The following is a 15,557-nucleotide window of genomic DNA, read 5'->3' as shown; positions in this document are numbered from 1 at the left end:
AACCTTTGCCCTTTTAACTGCCATAACGCACAGATGCAGACAGCATTCTCACGGGTCGACATCAGAAATGAAAACAATCGCCTCCGGCTGGAGGCGATTTGAATCGAAGGGTCATCATATCCCGAACCAGGGGGTATGAGAATAATTACTATTTAATTCACTGAGAGGGGCGATCATCACCTGTTGCATAGGGGTTATACGTATTTTCATGCTGCTCACCGGTCAGAAGAAAGTGGGATACCTCCTCTCTGGTCTGGCTGAATACCTGTTGCAGTTGCTCAAGATCTGCTTCGCTCAGCACCTCGTTTTGCCGCAGCCGCCACTCCAGCTCCCCGGCGACCACTTGCAAACGGGCTGCGGAGATATTGGCCGACACCCCCTTGAGGGTGTGCAGCAGTTTGCACGCGACATCCGGCTGCTGACGGCGCAAGGCCGAGCGGATCTCCCACAGGTCATCCTTGTGCTCCGACATGAAGAGCTTGAAGAGGATCTGCAGCGCCTCCTTGTCCTGTTCCAGCCGCTTGAGCGCATCCTGCAGGTCGAGCACGCCCATCATGTCGGGCGGTTTCACCTCCAGCATACCGCTCTGCTCCAGCTCTTGTGGTTTTACCCACTGCAGCAGGTTGTTGTAAAGATCGAGCTTGCTGACCGGTTTGGTGACATAGCCATTCATCCCGACCCCCAGACAACGCTCCTTGTCGCCCGGCATGGCACTGGCGGTCAACGCAATGATGGGCACATCGTGCTTATCGACCATCTTGCGGATCTGGCGGGTAGCATCGAGGCCATCGAGCACCGGCATCTGCAGATCCATCAGGATGACATCAAACGGCTGCTCGGCAACGCGTTCCACCGCCTCGCGGCCATTGTTGACCACGGTCACGACTGCATCCACCCGGCGCAGGTATTCGATAATGAGTTGCTGGTTAACCCGGTTGTCCTCGGCAAGCAACACCCGGGTTCCCTGCAGCAGAGATTTGAAATGCTGCTGATCGCCTTGCGCTTCCGCTTGTCGCAAGTGGTGTTCATAAGAGCTGCCGTTGAGCAGCTCATCCACCTTGGCCAGCAGGGAGTTTTCGGTCATCGGCTTGGGCAGGAAATGGGTCAGACCGATGCTTTCCATCTTGCCGTGCAGACCATCTCTGGACCAGGCACTGATCATCAGAATGGGGATCCGTCGCCATTGGCTGTGCTGATACATCTCAAGAGCCAGATCCAGCCCATCCTCCTGCCCCATCCGCCAGTCGAGAATAGCCAGCTTCAGGCTCTGCCCCTCTTCCCGCAACACCTGACGAGCACGGGAAAGCGAATTGACTGCAAGCACTCTGACGCCGGCGCGGGTCAGGATATCTTTGGCCAGATCCAGCACCAGCTCGTTGTCATCCATCACCAGCACCAGCGGTTGATGTTCGAAGAAAACTTTACGACCGGCCACGCCATAAACAGCCTGAGTCATGGGAATATCAAACTGGAACAGCGAGCCAACCCCGGGTTTGCTCTGCACCGAGATCCGCCCGCCCATCAGTTCCACCAGGCGCTGGGAGATGTTAAGGCCAAGGCCGGACCCCCCATATTTTCTGGTATTGCTGGCATCAATCTGGGTAAATGCCTGAAACAAATGAGCCTGCTTATCCTCCGCAATCCCGATACCGGTATCACGGATACTGAAGCGGATCCGCATGGGATGCGCGCTGGCCAAACTAATCGATACTTCCACCTCACCACGCTCGGTAAACTTGATAGCGTTATTGACCAAGTTGACCAACACCTGCCCCAGACGCAGGGGATCACCACGCAGGAAAACCGGCACATCGGAAGATTTGCAGATGATCACCTCGACATGTTTGCGTTCAGCCAGATCGGCAAACATGCCCGCCAGCGAATCCAGCTGCTCGCTGAGATCGAAATCGATCTCTTCCAGCGTCAGTTTGCCTGATTCCACCTTGGTCAAATCGAGGATGTCGTTGATCAGCAGCAACAAGGTATCGGAAGAGGATTTGATCTTGCCAAGGTAGTCCCTTTGCTGTTGATCCAGCTCGGTTTGCAGGGCCAGCGAACTGAAACCGATGATGGCATTCATGGGCGTGCGTATCTCGTGGCTCATGTTGGCCAGAAAATCGCTTTTGGCCTGCGCCAGCAGACCGGTCTGGTGAGAAAGCTCACTCAGCTTCTGATTTCGCCGCCACAGGGTATAGGCCACCAGACCAAAGCAAATCAAAGCCCCCCCGAGCACCATCAGATAGAAGCGGTTCATCAGTTTGGCGGCACACTCAAGCCGATCGAGCTTCCAGCGCACCAGAGTATCAACCACATGCATGTCGATCAGCCTGTTACGCAATGTGTGATACGCAACCACCTGGCGACTCAGATCTGCACTCAACTGAACCAAAGCAATAATGTCTGGCTGATCGCGATAGCGGGTTGTCAATTGTTGCTGCAGCAGGGTCAGCTGCTCCTGCTCCTCTTTACTCCAGCTTTTTTGCAGGAATGACCCCAACTGTGCCAGCTCCTTGAGATTGCTCTGCAAGGTGTCGTCTGCCTGTGGCAGTGCCAGTACCTTGTGCAGTTGCAGCTGGAATGGCTGCTGAATGTACTCTATCGCCATCTCCATGGCATGGAGCTGGGCCAGCTCCATCAGATAGGAGTCCATATCCTGCAACAGAGTCTGGGAAAGGGGAAAAGAGATGAGCAGTGGATCACTGCGAACCATACGCACAAAGCTATCCAGATTTGCAGATAACTGGCTGAGGCGCTGCTGGACGTTGGTGTCATTGGCCTGCTCCCGTCCAAGCAAATAGACGGTGTCCGAATTAATCCGGTTCAGCACAACCTCTGCTGCGGTACTCATATCCTCAGCTTGCTGCTGCTGACTGAGCAACTGCCAGCAGTATCCCGAAAACGCGAGCAGCAAGGCCACAACCAGCCCAAGCAGCACACGGTTTTTCCGTGATCCTTTGTTCATCCCGTCTCGACTCTCAACTGTGGTCGCTGAATTATCCTGCAGGGTAATGAACCCCGGGAGCATGATCCACTCCTGCCGGCCATTGTGTTACCGTGGCGCGGCGCTGATTGGGCAGTAAATCTCCCCATCAGAATACATCTACAGGAGCCAATTATGTCATTTGTCACTACTTATTGTAGCCACTGCTTTACCAGAAACCGCCTGCCTGAGGACCATATCGACCATTCAGCCAAGTGTGGCCACTGCAAAGCCGCGCTTTTTGGCCAGACCCCGACTCTCGGTCGTGACAACCAGTTCGATACTCTCATCAGCTCCGACATTCCGGTTGTCGTCGATTTCTGGGCCAGCTGGTGCGGCCCTTGCCAACAATTTGCCCCCGTGTTTCACGAAGTGGCTCACGAAATGGAACCACAAATGCGCTTTGTCAAAGTGGATACCGAGCAGCAAACCAGCATCGCGGCACGCTACGCCATTCGTAGTATCCCCACGCTGATGGTCTTCAAACAGGGCAAGATGGTGGCGCAAGTCAACGGTTCACTGCCCAAGAGCATGTTCAAAGAGTGGCTGGAGCAATTCGTCAACGTTTGATGGATGTTGCGCACATGTTTAATTTCGCGCCGATTAATCAATCACTCTGTGAGTAGTGACTGATTTTCGGCACACAGGCCTGTTTCACCCAGGTGAAGAGATGTAGTCTCGGCAACACAAAAACAACCATAAATTAACCGAGAGAACATTATGCACACATCTGCTGTACCCTCAGCCTCATCTCGCTGGCTGGATGTCAAATCAGGGATAGTTATCCTGGATGTCCTGCTGCTCTGCGCCATGCTCGCCTGGCTACCGTTTGACCCCATGGTCAACAAGGGGTTGGGTATTCTGGTCTTCATCGCCATCCTCTGGCTGACTGAAGCCCTCCATGTCACCATCACCGCACTGCTGGTACCTCTGCTCGCGACCGTGCTCGGGGTCTTTGACATGAGCAAGTCACTCACCGACTTCGCCAACCCGATCCTTTTCCTCTTTTTCGGTGGCTTCGCACTGGCTGCCGCCCTCTCCAAACAGGGACTGGACACCCTGATGGCTGGCAAGGTGATGCATCTGGCCAACGGGCACCTTGGCTGGGGCGTCATTTTGCTCTTCACCATTACCGCCGCCATGTCCATGTGGATCAGCAACACCGCCACCACCGCCATGATGCTGCCACTGGCGATCGGCATGCTGACCCGCCTTGATAGCAAAAAGAATCGTGCCACCTTCGTGTTCGTGCTGCTTGGTATCGCCTACAGCGCCAGCATCGGCGGTATCGGCACCCTGGTGGGCAGCCCGCCCAACGCGATTGCTGCCGCCCAGATGGGGATCGGCTTCACCGACTGGATGAAGTTCGGGATCCCGGTCGTCCTTATCCTGATGCCTTGCGGCATTGCCCTGCTCTATCTGGTCACTCGCCCGCAGCTCAACCACAAGGTTGAACTGCAGGATGTCACCATCAACTGGACCCGCGAGCGCAAAGTTACCCTGGCTATCTTCCTGACCACTGTGGTGCTGTGGATCGGTTCGCAACCTATCTCCAACGCCTTTGGCGGGATACCTCAACTCGATACCCTGATCGCCATGGGGGCCATCGTTGCCATCGTAGTCAGCCGCGTCGCCAGTTGGGATGACGTGAACAAGAACACCGACTGGGGCGTGTTGATGCTGTTTGGCGGCGGCCTGACCCTGAGCGCCATCCTCAAGGCCACCGGCACCAGCGCCTTTCTGGCGGAACATCTGTCGGCCGTCCTCTCTCATGCCAACATTTTCGTGATCCTGCTGCTGCTCGCCGCTTTCGTGGTCTTTCTGACCGAGCTGGTCTCCAATACCGCGACCGCAGCGCTGCTGATCCCGCTCTTTGCCGGTGTGGCTGAAGCACTGGGCGTCTCTCCCGTCGTCATGGCGGTTCTCATCGCTATCGGTGCCTCTTGCGCCTTTATGCTGCCAGTCGCAACGCCGCCCAATGCCATCGTCTTTGCCAGCGGCCATATCCGCCAGCAAGAGATGATGAAAGCCGGTATGTCATTGAATCTGGTCTTCACTGTGCTGCTGGCTATGCTGGCTTTCTTTGTCGGCGATATCCTCTGATATCCACTAACCCCCGGATAAACAAAACCCCCGCATTGCGGGGGTTTTTTATTGCCGTGAACCGTTAGTTGACGGAGCAGCGTTTCAGGTTCCAGATCCGCTCTACATAGTCCTGAATGGAGCGGTCCGAGTTGAACTTGCCCATGGTAGCCGAGTTGATGATGGCCTTCTTAGCCCACAACGCCGGATCGCGATACCAGGTATCGATCAGCTTGTGCGCATCGGAGTAGGACTGGAAGTCTGCCAGTGTCAGGTAAGGGTCACCCCCTTCCAGCAAGGAGCGCTTGATGGAAGCCAGCTCACCCGGACGACCCGGAGTGAAGTAGTCGGTGTCAAACCAGTCCAACACAGCTTTCAGCTCTGAGTTCGCATAGTAGAAGTCATACGGGTTGTAACCGCGGCCTTTCAGGGCCTTCACCTCATCCACGTTCAGACCGAAGATGGCGCAGTTTTCAGCACCCGCCTCTTCCGCGATCTCGATGTTGGCGCCGTCCAGCGTACCGATGGTGATGGCACCGTTGAGGGCCATCTTCATGTTGCCGGTACCGGACGCTTCATAGCCAGCAGTAGAGATCTGCTCGGAGACATCAGCAGCCGGGATCAGCTTCTCGGCCAGGCTCACGCGGTAGTTCGGCATGAACACCACTTTCAACTTGCCCTGAATACGGGTGTCATTGTTGACCCGATCCGCCAACTTGTTGATGGCATAGATGATGTCTTTGGCCAGCTTGTAACCGGGCGCCGCTTTGGAGCCAAAGATGAACACGCGCGGATGCATGTCATAGTCCGGGTTGGCCAGCAAACGACGGTAGAGCGCCATGATGTGGATAAGGTTCAGCTGCTGACGCTTGTACTCGTGCAGACGCTTGATCTGGACATCGAAGATCGCCTCGGCGCTGACATCAATGCCGGTTTCCGCCTTGATGACCTTGACCAGCTTCTCTTTGTTGTGCCGCTTGATGGTCATGAACTGCTTCTGGAACGCTTTGTCGTCGGCAAACTTCACGACACCACGCAGCTTGTCCAGCTGCAGCGGCCACTCCTTGCCCACCACCTCGTTATAGAGTGCGGCCAGTTCCGGGTTGCAGGCCAGCAGCCAGCGACGCGGCGTCACGCCGTTGGTCACGTTGCACATTTTCTCCGGCCACAGCTCGGCATACTCGGGGAAGAGATCTTCCTTGACCAGCTTGGAGTGGATCTCCGCAACGCCGTTCACTTTGGAAGAGCCGATGACGCAGAGGTTGCCCATGCGCACCTTGCGTACACTCCCCTCTTCGATGATGGAGAGTTTGGCTTTAATGGCATCGTTACCGGGCCACTTGGGTTCGACCAGCTCGTTCAGGAAACGGGCGTTGATCTCATAAATGATCTCGAGATGGCGTGGCAATACCTTCTCGAACAGGCTGACAGACCACTTCTCCAGCGCTTCCGGCAGCAGGGTGTGGTTGGTGTAGGAGAAGACCTGATAGCTGATCTCCCAGGCGGCCGCCCAGTCCAGCCCCTCTTCATCCACCAGCACTCGCATCAGTTCGGGAATGGCGATAGTGGGGTGAGTATCGTTGAGCTGGATAGCGATTTGGGCCGCGAAATTGCTGAAGTCGCTCTCATGCACCCGCTTGTAGCGGCGCATGATGTCCTTGATGGAGCAGGCGCAGAAAAAGTACTGCTGGATCAGACGCAGCTCTTTACCGGCATCGGTCTCATCGTTCGGATAGAGCACCTTGGAGATGGTTTCGGCCTGTGCTTTCTCTGCCTGGGAGTCAATGTAACCACCGGCGTTGAACACGTCCCAGTCAAAAAACTCGGAGGCTCGGGATTCCCACAGACGCAGGATGTTGACGGTACTGCCGCCAAAACCGACGACCGGGATATCCCAAGGCACCCCTTTGATCTTGCGACCCGCGTGCCACACCTTCTTCAAACCGCCGTTATCACCGAAGACGGTCTCGACATAGCCATAGAGGGGGACTTCCTGTACCGACTCCGGACGGCAGATCTCCCAAGGGTTGCCGTATTCACGCCAGGAGTCTGGACGCTCAATCTGGCGGCCATCCTGGATCTCCTGACGGAACAGACCGTGTTCGTAGTGGATACCGTAGCCCACAGCCGGGTAGTTCAGGGTTGCCAGCGAGTCGATGAAGCAGGCTGCCAGACGACCCAGGCCACCATTGCCGAGCGCCATATCGGGCTCTTGTTCACACAGGTCGGTCAGATCCAGACCGAGTTCGCTCAGCGCCTCTTCACAAATCTTGTAAAGAGAGAGGTTGTGCAGGTTGTTGGAGGTCAGACGCCCCATCAGGAATTCAGCAGAGAGATAGTGAATAGCACGAGTATCTTTCTTGAAGTGAGTCTGCTGAGTGCGGGTCAGGCGCTCGTAAACCTGTTCGTTGACCGCCGCTGCGGTGGCTTTCCACCATGCATCGTGAGAGGCTTTCTGTTCGCTTGTTCCCAAGGTAGAACGCAGGTGACGCACGATACTCGCCTTGAGCTGATCTTTATCCAGTTGGAGATCCTGGTCTGTCTTCTTCTTGGTAGCCATAAACCATATTCCTTCGTTACAAATAAAATTGTTATCCCGAGGATCGGGACCGGCGCTGTTGTTATCTCAAAATATGTACCGGCGTGAGAATACTAACGAAAGCCGCACAATTAAAAGTTAACGCAAGTCACACTTTAACCGATGAAAACCGCCCCGAAAGCGTGAAAACCCTTTCCTTTTACTCGTTGCCATTCATAAAAAATAACCACCTTTATCAATAGGTTATGTTTAAAGTTAAAATAAAATAACGTGAATAGGTTTTCAACGATTGCCAGGCTTTGAAAATCCTTGAAAATAGACACTGAAACGGCGCATTGAAAGCGATTTCAATGCGCCGATATATGCTACAAGGCAAATATGAAACCTGCATTGCACCATCAGGTGTGTGCCTTGAACTGATTGCTCAAAGGATCATAGTGATATCCAATCTGGCCCAACCGCACCGCCAGCTGCTCCTCACTCATGTCGTAATAGGCCAGCAACTCCTCCAATCCATCACATTCAAGCCGCAATTTCTCATTGATGATGCCCAGCAAAATGTTGGCATCCAGACGCTGCAACGTGCTGATATCCATCTCGGCTCCTCCTCTTGACGACCTGTATAACCATGGGTGGTACACCAGCGTTTGTCCATAGAACAAAAAAACACCACCATTCAATAGAATATGTACCTATTTAAAATCAATCGCTTAAAGGATATTTGCATCGTAGCGATCACATATTTCTTTAAAAACAACTTGTCAGGTACCCAGAACAGAACTACTGTATGCGCATACAGCTTGTATTTTCATACAGGATAAAGAATATGAACCAGACTCTGCACTCTCCCTCTGTCGTAATGAGCAGCACCATCAGCCGTCCATGGCCAACAAGGATCCTCTGCAAAGCGGGATCGGCCACAGCCAACGTGCGTATTCACTCTGACGAACAGTTTCTGGATGAATTGACCCGCATCGGTAACAACCATACCGGATGGATCCTGTTGATCGCCCCACCCGGCCGTCCTGCGGCCAACCGCTTGCAAGAGCGTGGTATAGACCCGAAACGGGTGCTGATCGTACACAGCCCGAAAATCAAGAACTGGCAACAGACACTGGAGCGTAGCCTTTGTCAGGGGCATTGTGCAGCGGTCTTTACCTGGCTGCCCGAACAGATCGAGCTGGATCACGCAAAATTACAGCGTCTTGGCCAGCAGTCAGGCATATTGGCCTGCTTCTTTGGCGCCAAACGTATTGCTGTGAACGGTAAACGGATGAGTTATGGCGAGCAGGATATCTATCTCAATCACTGAGCCAGGGTCGAGCTCCTCTTGATAGCACCTTCTTCACCCCCACTCGAGTGAAGTTGATAGGCACTCAAAGAGTCTGGAAAGAGATGGTTAAAACAGACGGTACAATGAACATGACGCCAACTCAGGCACCTTATGGCTCCAGGCAATATATCGAGTTCACTCATATTTTCTCGCCATTGGTACGCTCATCTTGAAATGCCGGGGGACAAGGGGTATAACCACGCGTTTTATCAGGTGTATTAAGTGAGCGGTATGATGCAAGCCCCCTTTTGGCAGACCAAGAGTCTGCAGCAGATGACTGAATCCGAATGGGAATCCCTCTGCGATGGTTGCGGCAAATGCTGCCTCAACAAGCTGATCGATGAAGATACCGAAGAGCTGGTGTTCACCAACGTAGCCTGCAACCTGCTCAACACCAAAACCTGCCAGTGCTCCGACTATATGAACCGCTTCAAGAAAGAACCGGATTGCCTGCAGATCACCCACGACAAGATTGCCGAGTATGACTGGCTCCCCTCCACTTGCGCTTACCGCCTGCTTGCCGAAGGGCACCCCTTGCCAGAGTGGCATCCCCTGCTGACAGGTAGCCGTTCAGCCATGCATCAAGCGGGACAATCCGTACGTGGCAAGGTGATCCACGAAGATGAGGCGGGTGAATGGATTGACCACATCATCACCTGGGCCAGCTAACGCGCTCAATCTGCAATATCTGAAACAACAAGGGCTGCACATGGTGCGGCCCTTGTTGTTTCTGCCAGACATGCTGCCCATCCGGGTAGAGTATTCACGTTGATTTGACGGGCATGATGCACATGCCCGCCCCTCACAATCAGACTCATGCCAAGCAGAGGCAGAGGCAGAGGCAGAGGCAGAGGCAGAGGCAGAGGCAGAGGCAGAGGCAGAGGCAGAGGCAGAGGCAGAGGCAGAGGCAGAGGCAGAGGCAGAGGCAGAGGCAGAGGCAGAGGCAGAGGCAGAGGCAGAGGCAGAGGCAGAGGCAGAGGCAGAGGCAGAGGCAGAGGCAGAGGCAGAGGCAGAGGCAGAGGCAGAGGCAGAGGCAGAGGCAGAGGCAGAGGCAGAGGCAGAGGCAGAGGCAGACTAACAAAACCCTCCAATCCGGCAAGATGGAGACATAAAAAAACCGGCGCCTTGGCGCCGGTTTTTGCTCACTGCGACTCTATTACAGAGCGGCGGTGAAGGTACGGGTGATGACGTCTTGCTGTTGCTCTTTGGTCAAAGAGTTGAAGCGAACGGCATAACCGGATACGCGGATGGTCAACTGCGGATATTTCTCCGGGTTTTCCATGGCGTCCAGCAGCATTTCACGGTTCATCACGTTAACGTTCAGGTGCTGACCACCCTCTACGTTGGATTCGTGGTGGAAGTAACCGTCCATCAGGCCAGCCAGGTTGGCTTTCTGGGCTTCCATATCTTTACCCAGTGCGTTCGGCACGATGGAGAAGGTATAGGAGATACCATCTTTAGCGTAAGCGAACGGCAGCTTGGCAACGGAAGTCAGGGATGCAACAGCACCTTTCTGGTCACGACCGTGCATCGGGTTGGCACCCGGGCCGAACGGAGCACCGGCACGACGGCCATCCGGGGTGTTACCGGTCTTCTTGCCATATACCACGTTGGAGGTGATGGTCAGAACAGACTGGGTAGCAACAGCACCACGGTAGGTGTTCAGCTTCTGAATCTTCTTCATGAAGCGCTCAACCAGGTCACAGGCGATGTCATCGACGCGAGCGTCATTGTTACCGAACTGCGGGTATTCGCCGTCGATTTCGAAGTCGATGGCAACGCCATCTTCGTCACGAACCGGCTTGACCTTGGCGTACTTGATAGCAGACAGGGAGTCAGCTGCTACGGACAGACCCGCGATACCACACGCCATGGTGCGATATACGTCACGGTCGTGCAGCGCCATCAGAGAGGCTTCGTAGCTGTACTTGTCGTGCATGTAGTGGATGATGTTCAGCGCAGCAACGTATTGCTTGGCCAGCCAATCCATGAAGTGATCCAGACGATCCATCACGTCGTTGTAGTCGAGGTACTCGGACTTGACCATCTCGGTTTTCGGACCGACCTGGATCTTGAGCTTCTCGTCCATACCACCGTTGATTGCATACAGCATGGTCTTGGCCAGGTTGGCACGAGCACCAAAGAACTGCATCTGCTTACCAACGATCATCGGGGATACACAGCAAGCGATGGCGTAGTCATCGTTGTTGAAATCCGGACGCATCAGATCGTCGTTCTCGTACTGAACGGAAGAGGTCTCGATGGATACCTTAGCACAGTACTTCTTGAAACCGACCGGCAGCTTCTCGGACCACAGGATGGTCAGGTTCGGCTCAGGGGACGGGCCCATGGTGTACAGGGTGTTCAGCATACGGAAGCTGTTCTTGGTGACCAGGGTACGGCCATCAACGCCCATACCAGCCAGGGTCTCGGTAGCCCACATCGGGTCGCCGGAGAACAGTGAATCGTATTCCGGGGTACGCAGGAAGCGAACCATACGCAGCTTCATGACCATGTGGTCCATCAGCTCCTGGGCTTCTTGCTCGGTGATCAGGCCTTTCTGCAGGTCACGCTCGATGTAGATGTCCAGGAAGCTGGAGGTACGACCGAAGGACATGGCTGCACCGTTCTGGGACTTGACTGCCGCCAGGTAGGCGAAGTAGGTCCACTGTACGGCTTCTTTGGCGTTCTTGGCCGGTACGGAGATATCGCAACCGTACTTGGCAGCCATCACCTTCATCTGTGCCAGGGCACGGTGCTGCTCGGAGATCTCTTCGCGCAGACGGATGGTAGCTTCCAAGTTGACGCCGTTTTCCAAGTCAGCTTGCAGGGACTTGAACTGGGCCAGTTTGTCGGCCATCAGGAAGTCGATACCGTACAGAGCGACGCGACGGTAGTCACCGATGATACGGCCACGGCCGTAGGCATCCGGCAGACCGGTGATAACACCAGACTTACGGCAGTTCAGGATGTCTTTGGTGTAAACGTCAAACACGCCCTGGTTGTGAGTCTTGCGGTACTCGGTGAAGATCTTCTCGACCATCGGGTCCAGTTGACGACCGTACACTTCGCAAGAAGTTTTAACCATCTTGATACCGCCGTTGGCGATGATGGCGCGCTTCAGCGGCTTGTCAGTCTGCAGACCAACGATCTGCTCCAGGCTCTGATCGATATAACCGGCATCGTGTGCGGTAATGGTGGAGGGCAGGTCAGTATCAAAATCGACCGGCGCGTGAGTGCGGTTCTCGATTTTGATCCCTTCCATGACCTTGTCCCACAGCTTGGTGGTCGCTTCGGTCGCGCCAGCCAGGAAGGACTCGTCACCTTCATACGGGGTGTAGTTCTTCTGGATGAAGTCACGGGTGTTGACAGAGGTCTGCCATTCACCGGCCGCGAAGCCTTCCCATGCTTTTTGGAACTGTTCGTTAAGTTCTGCCATTTTTCATTACCTCACACGGTATTGATGTAGTATCCCGCAATCATCCTTAATGATGACGACGGAAGATAAACCAGTAAGTCAGACCAACCATCACGCCACCACCGATGATATTGCCGATGGTCACGGGGATGAGGTTGTGTAGGACGAAGTTGGATACGGTCAGGTCAGCAAAGGTTGCCGGATCCTGGCCGATGGCCTGCCAAAACTCCGGGCCAGCCACGCTATGGATAGCGATGCCAACCGGAATCATAAACATGTTTGCGATGCTGTGCTCGAAACCTGAGGCAACGAACATGGCAACCGGCAGCAGCATAACCACTACCTTGTCAGTCGCGCTGCGGGCACCGAATGCCATCCAGGCAGCCAGACATACCATCAGGTTACAGAGGATACCGAGCGCCACCGCTTCGAAGAAGGTGTGGTGAATTTTGTGCTGAGCCACTTTCAGGGCATTCAGACCCCACTGGCCGTCCGCTGCTGTGTACTCGGCAGAAACGATGATCAGCGCCACCATCAGCAGACCGCCAATCAGGTTGCCGAAGTAGACCAGCCCCCAGTTCTTGAGCAGCTGGGCCCAGCTGATCCGGTTGGCCGCTTTGGCTACCAGCGTCAGGGTGGTGGAGGTGAACAGCTCAGCACCGAGCAGTACGCAGAGAATAAGTCCGAGAGAGAAGCAGAGACCGCCGACCAGCTTGGCCATACCCCAAGGCATGGAACCGGTTCCGGTAGTCACTGTGATGTAGAAGATAAATGCGATGGCGATGAAAGCGCCTGCGGTAATGGCCAGTGGAATGACCTTGTATGCCGGCTTGGTAGCCTTGGCGTAGGTGATGTCTTCAGCCAGTGCAGCGATGGCTTCGGGCTTGAGACAATCGAATGGGGATTCAGCTTTCAATTATGATCTACCTGAATGTTTTGCCTGTTGAAATCATAACAAAGGGCCAAATGGCCAAAATTGACATCGATCAAATTTATCAGTGTGCGATTGTAATTTTACTACAAATATTTGAGCCGCATGGCTACGCCAGTTTACACCAGGTTTCAGCTGAAACAGAAGTGTTGGATTTTTAATGTAATGATTTTAAAGAATTTATAGTTCGCCACATAAACCATGCATTGGCAAGATATCTTTGCAGTTCCGAAGCATGCCCCCTGCCCTGCCTGCAACCCCCTTAGAGGTATTTTTTGTTTTTTATTTCATCTTTGAATAACAACGACATCGCTTATCTGCATCAAACAGAAGGGGCCAACCGGCCCCTCCTTTACTCACACATTGTCAATGTATATTTATGACCACTGATGGGCACGCTTGGCCTTTTGCAGCTTCTCGTAAGCCGCCAGCAGCTTCTGGTGCAGCGGGAATTGGGAAAGCGACAAGTCAGCCGCCTCCAGCCCGTGGAAACGCGCTTCGCCACTGGCGTTGGCCCAGGCCTGTGCCAGCGTCTCCTCACCATACATACGGGTGAACACGGCGCGATACTGCTCGGGGTCGCGCTCCTCGTCGAGGAAAAGCTCGACGCAGGCGCGCAGGGCACGATAGTAGCTGGCACGTTCGGCCGGGAACACCGACTGGTTGAACTCCATGGTCCAATCGATGAGATCGAGAGCAGTCTCCAGCTCACCGGCAGCCAGCGCCAGCATGGCTTTCAGCTCGCCAACACGCAGGGTGTGCAGCGCGGTGCCCTTGGCGGCAGCGATGCCCAGCAGCTCGCGCACCCGCGTACGCTCGTCATGCCCCTCTTCGTCCAGTTGATCAAACAACGCCATATACTGCTCGGCATCCCAATCAAGTGATGGCAGCGCCAGGATGGTCTCGCGCAGATGGGCTCCCATGGTGTTGTTGGCCAGCAGCAGATCTTCGGCCGGATAGATGTTGGACATGCCGGGCACCAGGATACGGCAGGCGTAGACGCCCAGGTGCTCGTAATCGGCGATATAGACCGGCTGCTCCAGCTCGTGGAAGATGCCGATCAGGTGATCGAACTCTTCCTGCGAGGTGCCGCGGAAGTCCCAGTCGGCAAACTCGAAGTCGGCCTCTTCCTTGAACAGATCCCAACTGATAAGGCCGGAAGAGTCGATGAAGTGGGTCTCGAGGTTGTGGTGATCCGCCACCTGCTCGTTGTCGAATGAGGGCGGCACAAACACGTCGAGATCCTTGAGACCACGGCCCTGCAGCAACTCGGTCACGGTACGTTCGAAGGCCACTTCAAAGCGCGGGTGGGCGCCGAAAGAGGCAAAGCAGGTGCCATTGCTCGGGTTGAGCAGCACCACGCAGATGACCGGATAACGGCCACCCAGAGAGGCATCGAAGCTGTAAATGGGGAAGCCTTCCGCTTCGAGCGCCGCGATGGAGGCGGCAATCCCCGGATAACGGGCAATGACCTCGTCCGGGATCAACGGCAGGCTGATGGCCTCGGCGATGATCCTGTTCTTCACGTGGCGCTCGAACACTTCGGAGAGCGCCTGGGTGCGCGCTTCTGTCTTGGTGTTGCCAGCGCTCATGCCGTTGGAAACATAGAGGTTGCCGATGATGTTCATCGGGATGTAGACGGTCTCGTGATCGGACTGGCGCTCGAACGGCAGAGCGACGATGCCGCGCTCCTCATTTCCCGATTGCAGATCCACCAGCATCTCGGCGGTCACTTCGCCATCCGGGTTGTAGAACTTGCGGGTGAAGCTGTCGAGCAGACCAGCTGGCAGTTGATCCCCTTCGATGGGGAACCACTTCTCGTTCGGGTAGTGAACGAAATCGCCGTTGGCGACCTGCTCGCCCAGATAGAAGTCGGCGAAGAAGTAGTTGGTGGAGAGACGCTCGAAATACTCACCCAGAGCGGAGGCAAGTGCCGCCTTCTTGCTGGCCCCCTTGCCGTTGGTAAAGCAGAGGGAGCACTCCTTGTCCCGAATATGCACCGACCAGACGTTCGGCACGGGGTTGAGCCAGGAGGCCTCTTCGATATCAAAGCCCAGGGCTTGCAGCTTGGTCTGGAAGCGTTCGATGGAGTCTTCCAGCGCCGCGTCCTTGCCGGGAATAAAAGTGTGGTCAGTCATCACGATATCCTGATTTTTATTGGCTCATGTTTGGCCGCAGATAATAGCAGGGGTCGCCGGCTTTGGCAGGACAAAAATCAGCAAACGGTAAGCAATGCACCCCACTTCCGGCCCCCTCTCCTCTCTCGGCCAAAGA

11 protein-coding genes are annotated in these 15,557 nt (G+C 55.0%); 4 read left to right on the top strand and 7 right to left on the bottom strand.

Annotated elements, in window-relative coordinates; genetic code table 11:
• Positions 1-157 precede the first annotated feature (157 nt).
• Positions 158-2,962, bottom strand: a complete 2,805-nt coding sequence (locus I6L40_RS11545; RefSeq protein WP_071914285.1) for a response regulator — start codon at positions 2,960-2,962, stop codon at positions 158-160.
• Between the two features lie 153 nt (positions 2,963-3,115).
• Here I6L40_RS11545 and trxC point away from each other — a divergent pair, with 153 nt between their 5' ends.
• Positions 3,116-3,550: a thioredoxin TrxC gene (gene trxC, locus I6L40_RS11540; protein WP_216994282.1), complete on the top strand. Its 435-nt coding sequence runs from the start codon at positions 3,116-3,118 to the stop codon at positions 3,548-3,550.
• A gap of 150 nt (positions 3,551-3,700) precedes the next feature.
• Positions 3,701-5,083, top strand: coding sequence for a DASS family sodium-coupled anion symporter (locus I6L40_RS11535; protein ID WP_071914289.1), 1,383 nt, complete (start codon positions 3,701-3,703; stop codon positions 5,081-5,083).
• A gap of 64 nt (positions 5,084-5,147) precedes the next feature.
• Here I6L40_RS11535 and I6L40_RS11530 read toward each other — a convergent pair whose 3' ends face one another.
• The gene (locus tag I6L40_RS11530) at positions 5,148-7,622 is read right to left on the bottom strand and encodes a glycogen/starch/alpha-glucan phosphorylase (protein WP_071914291.1); all 2,475 of its coding nucleotides are present in this window, start codon (positions 7,620-7,622) and stop codon (positions 5,148-5,150) included.
• Positions 7,623-7,999: 377 nt separating this feature from the next.
• Complete coding sequence (locus I6L40_RS11525; protein WP_043852128.1) at positions 8,000-8,197, bottom strand: DUF4250 domain-containing protein; 198 nt, start codon at positions 8,195-8,197, stop codon at positions 8,000-8,002.
• 230 nt (positions 8,198-8,427) lie between these two features.
• On the opposite strand from I6L40_RS11525, the gene I6L40_RS11520 reads away from it, so the two are divergent.
• Positions 8,428-8,913 carry a cell division inhibitor gene (locus I6L40_RS11520; protein WP_071914293.1) on the top strand — a complete coding sequence of 162 codons (486 nt, stop codon included), beginning with the start codon at positions 8,428-8,430 and terminating at the stop codon, positions 8,911-8,913.
• Between the two features lie 255 nt (positions 8,914-9,168).
• Positions 9,169-9,603 (top strand): YcgN family cysteine cluster protein, encoded by a 435-nt coding sequence (locus I6L40_RS11515; RefSeq protein ID WP_042032055.1) that lies wholly within the window; start codon positions 9,169-9,171, stop codon positions 9,601-9,603.
• A 145-nt stretch (positions 9,604-9,748) separates the two neighbouring features.
• On the opposite strand, the gene I6L40_RS11510 is transcribed toward I6L40_RS11515, so the two are convergent.
• From I6L40_RS11510 to ycaO, 4 genes are all read right to left on the bottom strand, one after another.
• On the bottom strand, positions 9,749-10,015 hold the full coding sequence (locus I6L40_RS11510) for a hypothetical protein (RefSeq protein WP_216994281.1): 267 nt from the start codon (positions 10,013-10,015) through the stop codon (positions 9,749-9,751).
• A gap of 75 nt (positions 10,016-10,090) precedes the next feature.
• Positions 10,091-12,373, bottom strand: a complete 2,283-nt coding sequence (pflB, locus tag I6L40_RS11505; RefSeq protein ID WP_033114694.1) for a formate C-acetyltransferase — start codon at positions 12,371-12,373, stop codon at positions 10,091-10,093.
• A 46-nt stretch (positions 12,374-12,419) separates the two neighbouring features.
• Positions 12,420-13,268 (bottom strand): formate transporter FocA, encoded by an 849-nt coding sequence (gene focA / locus I6L40_RS11500; RefSeq protein WP_041210327.1) that lies wholly within the window; start codon positions 13,266-13,268, stop codon positions 12,420-12,422.
• A 392-nt stretch (positions 13,269-13,660) separates the two neighbouring features.
• The gene (gene ycaO / locus I6L40_RS11495) at positions 13,661-15,421 is read right to left on the bottom strand and encodes a 30S ribosomal protein S12 methylthiotransferase accessory factor YcaO (protein ID WP_216994280.1); all 1,761 of its coding nucleotides are present in this window, start codon (positions 15,419-15,421) and stop codon (positions 13,661-13,663) included.
• Positions 15,422-15,557 lie beyond the last annotated feature (136 nt).

The organism is Aeromonas sp. FDAARGOS 1410, assembly GCF_019048745.1.
Lineage (GTDB): Bacteria > Pseudomonadota > Gammaproteobacteria > Enterobacterales > Aeromonadaceae > Aeromonas > Aeromonas jandaei.
This window is presented reverse-complemented; position numbering and strand designations above follow the sequence as displayed.